Source organism: Curtobacterium sp. MCLR17_044 (assembly GCF_003234435.1).
Classification (GTDB): Bacteria; Actinomycetota; Actinomycetes; order Actinomycetales; family Microbacteriaceae; genus Curtobacterium; species Curtobacterium flaccumfaciens.
Genome location: NZ_QKTC01000010.1, coordinates 121,836 through 135,614, shown reverse-complemented (window position 1 = coordinate 135,614; position 13,779 = coordinate 121,836). Strand labels below are relative to the sequence as shown.

Annotated in this window: 12 protein-coding genes; 4 read left to right on the top strand and 8 right to left on the bottom strand. The window is 72.6% G+C overall.

Annotated features, from left to right (window positions below; all coding sequences use genetic code 11):
• Window positions 1-8: 8 nt before the first annotated feature.
• Entirely contained in the window at window positions 9-860 is an 852-nt protein-coding gene (gene rfbD, locus DEJ04_RS09070; RefSeq protein ID WP_111046857.1) for a dTDP-4-dehydrorhamnose reductase, read from the top strand.
• 190 nt (window positions 861-1,050) lie between these two features.
• On the top strand, window positions 1,051-2,193 hold the full coding sequence (locus DEJ04_RS09065; protein WP_110863315.1) for a glycosyltransferase family 1 protein: 1,143 nt from the start codon (window positions 1,051-1,053) through the stop codon (window positions 2,191-2,193).
• 13 nt (window positions 2,194-2,206) lie between these two features.
• Here the strand turns inward: DEJ04_RS09065 and DEJ04_RS09060 are convergent, their stop codons facing one another.
• From DEJ04_RS09060 to DEJ04_RS09035, 6 genes are all read right to left on the bottom strand, one after another.
• Window positions 2,207-2,974 (bottom strand): family 16 glycosylhydrolase, encoded by a 768-nt coding sequence (locus tag DEJ04_RS09060; RefSeq protein ID WP_111046856.1) that lies wholly within the window; start codon window positions 2,972-2,974, stop codon window positions 2,207-2,209.
• A gap of 237 nt (window positions 2,975-3,211) precedes the next feature.
• Window positions 3,212-3,484: a hypothetical protein gene (locus DEJ04_RS09055; protein ID WP_111046855.1), complete on the bottom strand. Its 273-nt coding sequence runs from the start codon at window positions 3,482-3,484 to the stop codon at window positions 3,212-3,214.
• 40 nt (window positions 3,485-3,524) lie between these two features.
• Window positions 3,525-3,992 carry a 5-(carboxyamino)imidazole ribonucleotide mutase gene (gene purE / locus DEJ04_RS09050; RefSeq protein WP_111046869.1) on the bottom strand — a complete coding sequence of 156 codons (468 nt, stop codon included), beginning with the start codon at window positions 3,990-3,992 and terminating at the stop codon, window positions 3,525-3,527.
• A 54-nt stretch (window positions 3,993-4,046) separates the two neighbouring features.
• Window positions 4,047-5,144 carry a glycosyltransferase gene (locus tag DEJ04_RS09045; protein WP_111046854.1) on the bottom strand — a complete coding sequence of 366 codons (1,098 nt, stop codon included), beginning with the start codon at window positions 5,142-5,144 and terminating at the stop codon, window positions 4,047-4,049.
• Between the two features lie 106 nt (window positions 5,145-5,250).
• The gene (locus tag DEJ04_RS18685) at window positions 5,251-6,906 is read right to left on the bottom strand and encodes a glycoside hydrolase family 6 protein (protein WP_258371339.1); all 1,656 of its coding nucleotides are present in this window, start codon (window positions 6,904-6,906) and stop codon (window positions 5,251-5,253) included.
• Window positions 6,907-7,128: 222 nt separating this feature from the next.
• On the bottom strand, window positions 7,129-8,265 hold the full coding sequence (locus DEJ04_RS09035; RefSeq protein WP_111022330.1) for a 5-(carboxyamino)imidazole ribonucleotide synthase: 1,137 nt from the start codon (window positions 8,263-8,265) through the stop codon (window positions 7,129-7,131).
• Window positions 8,266-8,378: 113 nt separating this feature from the next.
• Between DEJ04_RS09035 and DEJ04_RS09030 the strand changes: the two genes are divergently transcribed.
• Both DEJ04_RS09030 and DEJ04_RS09025 read left to right on the top strand, forming a co-directional pair.
• Window positions 8,379-8,867: a GtrA family protein gene (locus DEJ04_RS09030; protein ID WP_111031919.1), complete on the top strand. Its 489-nt coding sequence runs from the start codon at window positions 8,379-8,381 to the stop codon at window positions 8,865-8,867.
• 15 nt (window positions 8,868-8,882) lie between these two features.
• On the top strand, window positions 8,883-10,439 hold the full coding sequence (locus tag DEJ04_RS09025) for a DUF2142 domain-containing protein (protein ID WP_181437777.1): 1,557 nt from the start codon (window positions 8,883-8,885) through the stop codon (window positions 10,437-10,439).
• Window positions 10,440-10,731: 292 nt separating this feature from the next.
• Here the strand turns inward: DEJ04_RS09025 and DEJ04_RS09020 are convergent, their stop codons facing one another.
• Window positions 10,732-11,763, bottom strand: a complete 1,032-nt coding sequence (locus DEJ04_RS09020) for a lysylphosphatidylglycerol synthase domain-containing protein (protein ID WP_111029461.1) — start codon at window positions 11,761-11,763, stop codon at window positions 10,732-10,734.
• A gap of 110 nt (window positions 11,764-11,873) precedes the next feature.
• Entirely contained in the window at window positions 11,874-13,745 is a 1,872-nt protein-coding gene (locus DEJ04_RS09015) for a glycosyltransferase family 39 protein (protein WP_111233383.1), read from the bottom strand.
• Between the last annotated feature and the right edge of the window lie 34 nt (window positions 13,746-13,779).

Sequence of the window (13,779 nt, the reverse complement as noted above, 5' to 3'; positions counted from 1 at the left end):
GGCACACCGTGACCAGGTACCTCATCACCGGCGCCGCCGGCATGCTCGGCCAGGACCTCCAGGCCGCACTCGCCGGCCGCGACGTCACCGCGCTGTCGCGGGCGGACCTCGACATCACCGACCCGGCCGCGGTGGACGCCGCCGTCGCCGGGCACGACGTCGTGATCAACTCGGCCGCCTACACGAAGGTCGACGACGCGGAAGACCACGAGGACGACGCCCACGCGGTCAACGCGACGGGGCCGAAGCTCCTGGCCGAGGCCGCGGTCCGTCACGGCGCGAAGCTCGTCACCGTGTCGACCGACTACGTCTTCGACGGCAACGGCACCGCGCCGTACGCCGAGGACGCCCCGACCGACCCGATCAACGCCTACGGCCGCACCAAGGCCGCCGGCGAGGCGTACGTGCGCGCGATCGCCCCGGACACCTCGTACGTCGTCCGCACCGCGTGGATCTACGGCGCACACGGGCCGAACTTCGCCGCGACGATGCTCCGGCTCGCGGGGTCGCACGACACCGTCAGCGTCGTCACCGACCAGGTCGGCCAGCCGACGTGGACGGGCGACCTCGCCGCGCGGATCGTCGAGCTCGTCGACGGGGACGCCCCCGCGGGCATCTACCACGGCACGAACGCCGGCCAGGGTTCCTGGTTCGACTTCACGCAGGCCATCTACCGCGAACTCGGGCTCGACCCGGAGCGCGTGCTGCCCACCGACAGCGCCGCCTTCGTCCGGCCGGCGCCGCGCCCGGCGTACAGCGTGCTCGGCCACGACGGCTGGTCGCGTGCCGGACTCGCGCCGATGCGCGACTGGCGCGACGCGTTGCACGCTGCGGTCGCGGCGGGTGCGCTGACCGCGTAGGCACGGCTCTCGCCCGGGAGGCGCGGGTCGGGTTCCGCACACCGCGGACCCGACCCGCGCCTCCTGTCCGACCACCGACCGCGCCCAGGGGGCGCCGGGACCACCCTGGTAGTGTCGGGCAGCCGAGCGCGGGGCCGGCCCTCGGCCCCCTGACCACGGGTCCACGAACCACGACGAGGAGCACAGCACCATGACCACCCTCCACGTCATCGTCGACCAGATCGTCGCGCCCGTGCCGGGCGGCATCGGGCGCTACGCCGAGGAGCTCGCGCGACACCTCGTCGAGCACGCGCCGAGCGGCTGCGAGGTCGCGGGTGTGGTCTCCGCCGTCGGGTCCGACGAGATGGCGCACCTGCGGACGCTCCTGCCCGGACTGTCCGACCTGCAGCGACTGCCGCTGCCGCGTCGTGAGCTGTCGCTCGCCTGGCAGGGCGGATTCGTGGGCGGCATCGCGAAGGGCATGGTGCACGCGCCGAGCGTGCTCGCACCACTGGTCAAGCACGACCGTTTCCAGGACCCGGGCCGGCAGACCGTGGTGACCGTGCACGACGTGGTGCCGTGGACCAACCCCGAGACCCTCACGCCGCGCGGCGTCCACTTCCACAAGGCGATGGTGAAGCGGGCGTGGAAGCACGCCGACGCCGTCGTGGTGCCGACCCACGCCGTGGCGGGGGCGCTGAACGAGATCCACCGGTTCGACGACCGGCTCCGCGTGATCGGCGGTGCCCCGAGCGGACGCCTCCGCCTGCCCGTCGACGCCGACCTGCGCGCCGAGCGCCTCGGCCTGCCGGACCGCTACGTGCTCGCGGTCGGCACGCTCGAGCCGCGCAAGGCCCTGGCGTCCCTGATCGAGGCGATGGCCCACCCGGATGCCCCCAGCGACGTGCCCCTGGTCATCTCCGGCCCGGACGGCTGGGGCGACGTCGACGTGTACGGCACCGCGGAGCGCGCGGGACTGTCGCGCGACCGGGTGAAGGTCCTCGGCCGCATCGACGACGCGGACCTCGCGGTGGTCTACGACCGTGCGACGGTGTTCGTGTTCCCCAGCCTCGCCGAGGGCTTCGGCCTGCCCGTGATCGAGGCGATGAGCTTCGGCACCCCGGTGATCCACTCCGACGACCCCGCCGTGGCGGAGGTCGCGTCGGACGCCGGCGTCACCGTCGCCCGGTCACCGCGGGAGTCCTACCCCGCACGGCTCGCACAGGCCGTCTACCAGGTCGTGAACGACCCGCAACTGTCCAGCCGGCTGGCCGTGGCGGGGCCGGACCGTGCACGCATGTACGACTGGTCCGACTCCGCCGCGGAGACCTGGCAGCTGCACGCCGACCTCTGACGGCCGGAGCGCGTCAGCCCTTGTACGTGTAGGTGCTGACCCAGTCGATGTACAGGTGCCCCGCGTCGCCCCAGTCGCCCACCTGGAACATGTAGCGGTGCGCGGTCTTCGGCACGTGGGTGGTGACCGTCTTGATCACCTTGCCGTCGAGGCGGTACCGCACGGACTTCCCGGGGATCCACTCGATCGAGTACGTGTGCCACGAGCGCCACGAGACGCCGGTGCTCAGGCTCGTCGCGTTGGCCTCCTGGCCCGCGATCATCGAGTGGTGGTGCAGCATCGGCTGCTGGTCGAAGTTGGCCTCGGGGTAGTCGATCTCCCCGTCGGCCCAGCGGTCGGACGACGGCCAGAGCATGAATGCTGCGCCGTTGCCGGCACCGCCCGTGGCCTTGGCGCGGACGATGAACTTGCCGCCCTTGTGGCCCCAGGCTCCCGTCGGCGTGCCGAAGGTGCCGGCGGCGCCGTGCTTGCCGTCGAGCTTGACGTCCATGTACCCGTTGTGCGAGCTGATCTGCGAACCCGAGTAGTACATGCCGCCGGTCCCGTCCGGGTACGGCTGCCACGAGTTGGCGTACTTCTTGGCGAAGGCGCCCTTCGCACTGGCCGCGGTGCTGAACTGCTCGCGGAAGGTCTGCTTGAAGTTCCCGACGTCGCCGAGCGGTGCCGAGCTGGCGGTCGCTGCGGTCCCCTGACCGAGCGGTCCGGCGACGAGTGCTGCTCCGAGGAGCACGACGGCGAGTGCGGCCCTCCTGGTGGTGCGCTTCTGCATGAGGTCGGTCACTCCCTGACGTGACTGTTCGCACCCGTTCCCGTGGGTGCCGGGCGGCCGGATCTCGGCTACCCGGCGTTCACGGTAGTTGCTGTCCACAATCTGCGCCTGGGGGTTGACACTTCAGCGCACCCCCAGTACACGGGGCTTGCGCGAGGATCAGCCGTCGGGCAAGAAGTCCTGGTCAGTGCGCGTGGCGTGGCGTCGGCATCGGTCGGATCAGCCGAGCGCCGACGTCGGGTGGTGGGGTCAGGGCCGTGCGCGACGGCGTCGAGCGACCACGGCGACCACGACGGCGGCCACCACGGCGAGGACGGCGACGACCGCTGCGGCCTCGGCGACGTGGAGCGCCGCGAACCACGAGTCGAACTGCGACTTCGTCGCCACGACGTCCGGGCCCGCGCCGCGGAACCACCCCGCCACGGGGTTCACCGGACCGGCCGCGCCCGCAGCGACCACGCAGACCACCGCGGCGACCACGGCGACCGCGGAGAGGACGAGGACGGGGACGGCGCGGCGCATCTCGCTACCGTAGCGCGGCTCGGACCCCGCAGCGGCGGCCTCAGAGCGAGTCGCGGAGGCGCGCCGCCTTCTCCTCGACCAGGCGCTCGAGCCCGTCGGCGTACTCGGTCAGGCGAGCGGCGACGGCCGGCTCCGAGGAACCGATGATGCGCGCGGCCAGCAGACCGGCGTTGGCGGCACCGTTGATCGCCATCGTCGCGACCGGGATCCCCGCCGGCATCTGCACGATGGAGAGCAGCGAGTCGAGGCCGTCGAGACGCGCGAGCTGCACCGGGACACCGATCACCGGGAGCGTCGTCATCGAGGCCACCATGCCCGGCAGGTGTGCCGCTCCGCCGGCCCCGGCGATGACGACCCGGATGCCACGGTCGGCGGCGCCGCGGGCGAAGCGGGTCATCTTGTCCGGGGTGCGGTGCGCCGACACGACGTCCGCCTCGAACGGGATCCCGAGTTCGGTCAGGGTGTCCGCCGCGGCACGCATGGTCGGCCAGTCGGAGTCCGACCCCATGATGATCGAGACGAGCGGCTGTGCGGGTGCGGCGGTGTCGGTCACGCGACGAGCCTAGCCGAGCAGCACGCGTCGCCAGGTGTCGCCGTCACGGCCGATCGTGCGGTCGTCGGCGACCCAGCGGGCCGCCGCCTCGTCCGTCCGGCCACGGTCGACGGCGGTCCGGACGGCGTCCCGCCACGCATGGACGTCGTCCGGCACGGCCACGGCCCCGTGGGCCCGTGCGACGGCGTAGGAGGGACGGTCGGACACCACGGCGGGCAGCCCGAGCGCGGTGTACTCGAGGAACTTCAGGTCGCTCTTCGCGCGGTTGAACTCCTCGTCACGGAGCGGTGCGACGCCCGCCCGCCAGCGCTCCCGGTGCGCCACGAGCCATCGGGAGAACGCCGGGTAGTGCCCGTCGGGCACCTCGACCCGGCGGAACCAGTCGGCACCGCCCTCGTCGGTCACCCCGATGACCTCGAGCCGGATCGGGGTGCCGTCGGCGGTGGTGAGGTCGGCGAAGACGTCACGCAGGAGCTCGAGGTCGGCGGCGTGGGTGAGCGTGCCCATGTACAGCACCCGGTGCTCCCCCGCGGGCCGCTCGTCGTCGTCCGCGGTGGGGCCGGCAGTCCAGATCGTCGGGTCGAGGGCGTTCGGCACGACGACGACGTCCCGCGCCACCGGACGGACCACGTCGGCGAGTTCGGGCGTGCTCACGACGACGGTGTCGGCACCGCGCACCAGGGCGTCGATCGAGGCGAGCCGGTCGGGGTCGTACTCGGCGCGGGCCAAGCGGGCGCGTCCGGACTCGGTGAAGAAGTCGTCGTCGACCTCGGCCACGACGCGGATGCCCCGGGAGGCGGCTGCTGCCAGGAAGGGCTGCACGTCGGCACGGGGAAGGATGTCCCGCTGCACCAGGAGTGCGGCGTAGGGCGCCTGGTCGGAGCCGTCGACGAACGCCGCCGGGTCCACCTGGCGTACCTCGGCGGTGCCGCTCGCAGCCAGGTGCTCGGTGCGGCGGACGACACGGACGTGTGCCGAGGCCGGGTGGGCGCCGCCACCGCCCGCGACGACGTACCCGAGGACGGGCAGGGGCGCCGGCTGTGGCGGGGCACCTGCGACGGCGCGGCGCAGGCGTCCGGCGGCCCGGCGGACGAGATCACGCGGCATGCGCCCATCCTCTCGCACCTGGCACCTCGCACCGCACGGCGAACGCCACACGGCGGACGCCGCACGGCGAACGCCGCACGGCGGACGCCGCACGGCGAACGCCCCCTCAGCGCACCGTCACCGTCCGGCACGGCGACGCCCTGCGGTCCGCGCCGCTGCCGGTGTTGTGGACGATCGCGCAGACGGTGTGCTTGCCGACCGCCGCCCGGACGGTGCCCGCGAAGCCGTGCGACCCACCGGAGCCCCAGGTCGCGTCCACGTCGGCGCGCTTCCGACCGGCGTCCAGCGACGTCACCCGCTTGCCGTCGACGGTGATCGCCACCCGGCTCGCCGAGGCCACCGCGTCGCCGTCGAACGCCCAGCCGCGCACCGCGATGCCCCGGGTCACGGCCTTCGCGGACTCCAGTTCGGCGTACGGGTCGTGCCGGTAGGCGCGGACGGTCGAGCAACCGAGCGGGGTGTCCGACCCCGCGCCGATGTTCACCGCGGTGACGCAGACGCGGCGAGCGCCGGCCGCGGTGGGTACCACGACGTCGAAGCCGTGGGTCGCGCCGACGCCGGAGCGTGCGTCGACGTCCGGCCGGTCGAGCCCGGCGGTGGTGACGCCTGCGGGGACACCGTCGACGGTGGCCCGGACCCGCACGGGCTGCGTGGGGTCGTCCTCGTCGTAGGCCCACCCGGACACGCGGACGCCGCCGCCGGTGCCGGCGACGGCCTCGAGCGTCCCGCGGGGGGTCAGGTCGGCGGCGGGCACACCCAGGCGTGCGTTCGCGACGAGGGCCTGTGCGTAGGTCGAGAACCACTTGCCGGCGGCCGGGGCCCCGTTGCAGGTGCCGTCGCTCGCGCCGGGGGTCTTGACCCACAGCAGGGCGTCGAGCGCCGTGCCGTCGGACACCACCCGGGGCGAGGTGCCGAGCCCGGCACCCGGTCCGTTGCACCAGTTGCCGCGCCAGCCCTGCCCGTTGCGTGAGGTGTCGATGACGTAGTGCGAGCCCCCGGTGGCGGCGGACACCTTCTGCGCGTACGCCTGCTCCTGCGCGGTCGGGTAGTAGTTCGCGACGTTGGTGAAGAACCCGCGGGCCTGCTGCACGCCCGCGCTGTTCAGCCGCGACGCCATCAGCGCGGGCTGCACCCAGTTCGAGTTGCCCGCGTCCAGGTAGGCGGGGACCCCGGCGGCGGTCAGCCCGGCGACGGTGCGGGAGAGGATCCGGTAGCGCTGCTCGTCGAGCGCGGTGCTGCACTTGGCGTTGCTGAGCATCGCGAGCGAGTCCGGTTCGACGATGACGGCTGCGCGGTGTCCCGACAGCGCCGCGGTGACCTGGTCGACCCAGGCGTCGTAGGACCCCTCGTCGAAGCCACCGGCGGAGTATCCGCCGCAGTCACGGTCGGGGATCGCGTAGAGCACGAACACGGGGGTGGTGCCGGACTGTTCGGCACCGGCGAGGGCGGTGCTGATGGTCTTGGTCAGCTGCGTCCCCTGGCTCCAGTCGCCGAGCCAGGTCGCGACGGGGTACCCGGCGATGGTCTTCGCCGCAGCGGCCCCGGCCGGGTCGGTGGCGGCCAGGGCGGCCTGCGCCTTCGCGGCCTCGCTCGTCGGCGATCGGTACGGCCCGGCGCCGTAGAGCGACGCGGACGTCGCCGAGCGGATGGTCGAGGCCGAGGTCGCCGCGGACGCGGTCGCGGTCGGCAGCAGGCCGGCGACGGCTGCGACGAGGGCGATGGCTGCGCCGCAGACGGCGGCACGGCGCGGACGGCGGCGCATGGGGACTCCCTGGACGGTGGGCACGGACCGTTCCAGGGGAACACGCGCTCCCGGCCCCCGCCAGCCTCCCGACCGGGTGCCACCCGAGGGGGTGTCCGCAGAGCGGCCGACAAGTGTGTCCCGCACCCGTGGCGGACGGGAGGCCCGTGGCGGCGTCGCCACGGGCCTCCCGTCCGTCATCCGGTCACGTCGAGGACGCCACCCGGTGTCGCGGACACCGTCTCAGTCGTCGAAGTGCGCCGCGGCCGCGCGGGCGCGGTAGACGACGTCGTCGACGTCGTCGCCGAGCACCGTGACGTGCCCGATCTTCCGGCCGGGCCGGGGCGCCTTGCCGTAGAAGTGGTACTTCGCCTCGGGGAAGGCCTCGAGCGCTGCGGGGTACCGGGCGGCGAGGTCGCCGTCCGCGGGTCCGCCGAGCACGTTGACCATGACGGACGCGGGGGCGAACGAGCCGGTTGCTCCGAGCGGCAGGTCGAGGACGGCGCGCAGGTGCTGTTCGAACTGGCTCGTGGTGGCGCCGTCGATGGTCCAGTGCCCGGTGTTGTGCGGACGCATCGCGAGTTCGTTGATGAGGATGCGCTCGTCGTCGGTCTGGAACAGCTCGACCGCCAGCACGCCGGTCACACCGAGTTCCTCCGCGATGCGGACGGCGATCGACTCGGTCAGGTCGGCGATCCGGCCGGCGCTGTCCGGCGCCGGTGCGATGACCTCGGCGCAGACCCCGTCGCGCTGCACGGTCTCGACGAGCGGCCAGGCGACGACCTGCCCGGAGGGACGGCGTGCCACGGACTGCGCGAGCTCGCGGGTGAAGGGGACGAGCTCCTCGACCAGGAGGGCCTGGTCGCCGCCGGCCTCGGCCACGGCGATGAACCAGTCGTCGACGTCGGACGCGTCGGAGACGACCCGGACGCCCTTGCCGTCGTACCCGCCCCGCGGCGTCTTGACGACGGCACGGCCACCGTGGTCCGCCAGGAACGCTCGGAGGTCGTCGGGTCCCTGCACGGCGGCCCAGTCGGGCACCGGCAGTCCGAGTTCGCTCAGCCGGCGACGCATGGTGATCTTGTCCTGGGCGACGGCCAGCGCGTCCGGTCCGGGGTGGACCGACACGCCCGCGTCGACCAGGCTGCGCAGGACGTCCTGCGGCACGTGCTCGTGGTCGAAGGTCACGACGTCGACCTGTCGGGCGAACTCGAGCACCGTGGCGGCGTCGTGGTAGTCGCCCTCGGCGGTGGCGGCGATCGCGGCGGACATGCCCGGCCCCTCGGCGAGCACCCGGATGTCGATCCCCAGTTCGACCGCGGCCGGCACCATCATCCGTGCCAGCTGTCCCCCACCGATGACCCCGACGCGCAACGCCATGCTGTGTGATCCTTCCGGCGCTCCCACCGTGCGGTGGGAACGCGTTGTCTACAATCGCTGTTCGGGTCGCGCTCTGCACGACCGGTCACAACTCTACGGATCCTGGAGGGCTCGTGCGGCGCCTCATCGCCCAGCTGGCACGCTTCGGCGTCGTCGGTGCCGTCGGCTTCGTCGTGGACACCACGGTGTTCAACGTGCTGCGCATCACCGTCCTGAACCCCGAGGACGTCCACTCGGGGCCGTTCTGGGCGAAGGTCATCTCCACCGTCGTGGCGATCTTCGTGAACTGGATGGGCAACCGGTACTGGACGTTCCGCGAGCAGCGTCGCGCCGTGGCCACCCGCGAGGGCATCGAGTTCGTCGTCGTGTCGCTCGGCGGCATGGTCATCGCACTCGCCTGCCTCGGGGTGTCCCACTACGCGATGGGGCTCACCTCGGTGCTCGCCGACAACGTCGCGAACATCATCGGGCTCGTGCTCGGCACGGTCTTCCGGTTCTGGCTCTACAAGGTCTGGGTCTACCACCCCGAGCGCACGGCCACGCAGTCGGCCGCCGCGGACGAGTCGGTGTCCGACGGCCCGCGGGTCCCCCACGACGTCTGACCTAGGATCGGTGGGGTGACGGCCGAGACGACCACCACCCCCGCCCCACCCCGCACCGCGCGCTGGGAACGTGTCGCGATCGCGGTGATCACGGCGACCTTCGGGCTCTGGCTGGTGGCGTGGGCGTTGCTCGTCCCGGTGTTCGAGGCCCCCGACGAGACCGCGCACATCGACGCCGCCGTGCACGTCGCCCTCGGAGACGCGTGGGCGGCCCCCGGCGAGCTGCACGTCACCAACGCCGTGCAGGCCGCCAAGGTCGAACAGGCGACGAAGCCGTCCGACGAGTGGTCGACGGTGAGCGAGCTGCTGCAGAACGCACCAGGACCCTCGGCGACGGTCAACCAGATGACCCAGCACCCGCCGACCGCGTACCTGGCCGGAGCCGCCGTGCTCCGGGCCGTCGACTTCGGCGAGCTCCGCTGGGACCACGCGTTCGTCGCCCTCCGCCTGGCCGACGTGCTGGCCGTCACCGCGCTCCCCCTGCTCGCCTGGGCGTCGGTGCGCCGGGTGACCCGCAGCCCCCGCGCCGCGTTGATCGGGGCCCTCGCCGTGTTCGCGACGCCCGAACTCGCGTCCATCGGCTCGTCGTTCTCGAACGACGCCCCGGTGCTGCTCGTCGCCGGGATCGTCGTCTGGCTCGCCACCCGTCTGCTCACCGGCGAAACCCGCTGGCGCACCACGATCGCACTGGCGGTGGTCCTCGGGGCCCTGGTCTGGATCAAGGGCACCGGGTTGCCGGCGGTGCCGTTCGTCGCGGTGGTGGTGCTGTTCGCCGGCGCCGGGGTGCTCTCCCTGCGGCAACGGATCGTCCGCACGGTCGTCACGATGGCGGTCTCCGGCGGCATCGGTGCCTGGTGGTGGCTGCACAACCTCGTGTCGTACGGCCGGATCCAGCCGAACGGCTACACGGCCATGCGGCCCCCGAAGGACTTCCCGCCGGGCGAGAGCCCCACGCTCGGACACTTCCTCGACGTCAGCTGGGGCACCCTGTCGCGCACGTTCTGGGGCAGCTTCGGCGGTCGCGCCCAGGTGACCATCGGCGACCTGCTCACCGCCGTCCTGACCCTCGTCGCCCTCGTGGTGCTGGTCGGCTGGGCGTTCCGCCGGGGCCAGGACCTGCGGGTGGCCCTGTGCCTCGCGGTGTTCCCGGCGCTCCTGATCGGCATCCAGAACCGCACGAGCGCGCACTCGTACCTCACCACCACCGAGGTCGCCGCCACCCAGGGCCGGTACTACTTCCCCGCGATCGTCTGCCTGATCGTGCTGAGCGCGCTCGCGTGGCGACGACTGGTGCCGGCCGGCCGGGCACGATCCTGGGCCGCGGTCGCGCTGGCCGTCGTGCTGCCCGCGGTGGGCGTGTACGGCTTCGCGGTGGCGTCGGCCTGGTTCTGGAACGCGGCGCTGTTCCCGGTGACGGGCCGCGGGCTGCTGCGGTACTCCGAGATCGGGCCGGTGCCGCCCGCGGTGCTCGTCGTCGTCGTGGCCCTGGTCGCGGTGGGGCTCGTCGCGTCGGTCGTGCAGGTCGCGCGCGCCGACCGTCGCGCCCTGCCGACGACGGTTCCCGTCCGCTGACACGCCCGGCTGCGGAGCGCCGCGGTGGCACGACGTGCCGCAGGCGCGGAGCCGAGGGGTCGCGAACTGTCGGCAGGCGAGGCCGCAGGCGACACTTCGTGACCCCTCGGCGGACGGCGCTCGGCGTGCGGTGGGCGCACCCACCAGACGGACGGGAGGCCCGGTGCCAGCCGGCACGGGCCTCCCGGCCGTCATCACGCGCGACCGGTGCCCCACTCCGTGAGCAGGAATGGTCGGGTCCGTCATCCGGACCCGACCATTGCTGCTCACGAAACGCCGCGCGCGACGCGCGTCAGGCGGCGGGGACGCCGCCCTCGACCGCGGAGGGGTCGTCGGTCGGGCGGTTGCGCCGGAACCACGTGGGGGCCGCAGCGCAGAGCAGGAAGAGTCCGTCGACCGCGAGGCTCCAGACACGGGTGACGACGACCACGACCAGTGCGATGGGCGCCGGCATGACGAGCGCGAGCAGGAGGGCCTGCACGCCCTCGCGGACGCCGAGCCCGCCGGGGGCGAAGACGGCCAGCATGCTGATCGCCGAGGCCATGCTCGCGGCACCGATCACGAAGGCCGCGTCGGTGAGCTTCAGCGACGGGTACACGCCGAGGGTGATGAAGTAGTACGCCGTGCCGGACAGCACCGCGCCGGCGACGTAGAGCCCGGCTCCGCCGAGGACGGTGCCGAGGTTCGGACGGACGTCAGCCTCGAGCGGCTTGCGACGCAGGATCTTCAGCGCGATCCCGATCAGGAACACGAACACGCGCGGGATCAGGCAGACGACGCAGCCCACGAACGCCGCGATCATCAGGACGATCAGCCACGGGTCGAGGTTGTGCGTCCGCGGGTCGATGAGCAGCAGCACGAGCGCCAGGGCCAGGGTGGCGGCGATCTGCAGGGCGCCCTCGAGCAGCCCGCTCACGCCGAGGCGGGCCTTCGAGACGCCGTGCTTCGAGGCGAAGTAGACCTTGCCGATGATCCAGGTCGCGGCACCGGGGATGTAGCGGCCCATCCAGGACTTCGCGTACACGTAGGTCAGGGTGACGCCGCTGCCCTTGAGCCCGGTCGCGCCGAGCCGTCGCAGCAGGTAGAACCAGATGCCGACGCCCCAGTACCGGAAGCCGAGGCTGATCACCGTCGCGAGGATCACCCACGACCACTGCCAGTCGAGCCCGGCGAGCTGTCCCCAGTCGACGCTCCGGACGTACAGCACGAGGAACACCGCGAGCAGGACGTAGAAGGCGATGGGGATCGCCTTGCCGAGGAACCGTCGTCGCTTCGACGGACGCTTCCCCTCGGGCGCGGGGGTGTCGCTGGTGCTTGCGGACAAACGGGTCTCCTGCTCAGGTCACGGGCTCAGGTCATGGTAGACGCTGGGTCGGGCCGCTCCCTGCGGTGCTGCCGCAGGGAGCGGGTACCGGGGACGTCAACGATCGAGCGTCACCGGGCGAGCTTGACGATCTGCACGCGGCAGGGGATCTCCGGGTCGGTGGAGCGGTCGGCGCTGCACGAGATCGTCGCGTTGTACGTGCCGACCAGCTTGCCGGCCACCGAGTAGTCGCGGGCCGGGGCGGTCGCCGGGTCGAACTGCACGAAGTACTGCACGCCCTCGTCGATGAACAGGTTGCGCATCGCGTCCGAGTGGTACGTGTAGCCCTGACCTGAGCGACCGTACACACGCGTGTCGGTCAGGAACGCGAGCGAGGAGAGCGAGCGGTAGTTCGAGCCGATGACGGTGGCGTCCTCGGGCAGCGCGCCGCTCGCCCGGATCTGGTCGGCGAGCCGGACGATCTCCGGCACGTCCGTCGGCCCGAACACGCGCAGCGCCTCGGTGCGGTTGACCGACGGGTAGAACGGTGCCGGGGACCCGAACCAGTTCTGCGTGTACGAGGCGATCGGCACGACGGCGATCGCGACGCACGCCACGATCGTCCGGACCACGCCCCGACGGCGCACCAGCCGCCAGACGGCCGGCAGCATGAGCGCGCCGATCATCGCCGTCAGGTAGAACAGCGGCCAGTAGTACCGGGCGTTGCCGCCGCCGCTCGACGACGACGTGATCATGCCGTAGCCGACGAAGTAGACCAGGGTCGTCGCCGCGACGATGCAGGTGAACGCGTAGCGGCGGAACCGCACCACGCCGATGACGAGTGCCGCCGCGAAGAGCAGGGCGATCGGCGCCGCGAACGGGGCGAAGGTGCTGATCTTCTGCAGGTAGTACGGGAGGGCGAGCATGCGCTCGTGCAGGTAGTACCCGGCACGGGCCGCGATGCCGGACTCCTTCGTCACCTTCGGCGCGGTGTCCTCGGTGGTGGACTGCGTGGGCGGGGGCACCACGGCGGGGTCCGGGTTGTCCATCGGGCCCTGCTTGTAGACCGACGGGGTGAAGTCCTCGTTGGGCGAGAAGGCGTGGTCGTTGGGCGGGACCGGCAGGAACGGCCAGTCCGTCGCGCGGCCGCCGTCGTCGAACTTCGAACCGATGTTGACCGACAGCGACGACCCGAGCGTCACCGTGCCGTACTTGAGGGTCAGTGCGCCGACCCACGGGGCGATGACGACGGCGAACACGACGATCGTGGCGACCGGGGCTGTCCACCAGTGCCGGACGGGCTCACGGCGGCGACGGGCGGACCAGACGCGCAGCAGCAGCCAGAGGATCACGGCACCGACGGCCACGGGCAGCAGGAAGAGCTTGGTGAAGTACCCGAGCGCGGCCACGACGCCGAGCACCGCGCCGGAGGCGACCCGCGCACGCGTCGAGCCGTGCAGCGCCTGGTCGGCCCAGCGGAGCGCCCAGAGGAACCCGACGATCCACGCGACGACGAGCAGGTCCGGGGTCTGCACCGACACGGCGCTCATCAGGGCGGGGATCGCGGTGACCATGAAGAGCACGGCGGGGACGATGCGGTGGTTCTGCGACCAGACCAGCCACCCGCCGATGCCGAGCACGACGGCCACGGCGAAGCAGTTCACGATCGCGAAGGCCGTCTGCATGCCGAGCCCGAGGGCGATGAACGGCGCCATCATCCACGAGACCAGCGGCGACCAGTACGCGTTGATCGCGTCGGGCAGCCAGCCGTTCGCGTACTCGCGCGCGATGCCCATGTAGGAGATGCCGTCGACGTTCGTCACGCCGAGGCGGTTGTGGTACGCCACGGCGGCGCTCAGGGCGACCCCGATCACCACGAGGACGCCCAGGATCAGGGGTGCGACGACGTGCCGGTACCGTCGCGCACCCGCCCCCGAACGCCGTCGTGCGGGCTCGTGGGTGCTCTGCGGTGCTGCGGTCGTCGTCACGGTCACGTGCTTCATCATGACATCCGTTCGCTTGCCGGACCGCACCGAG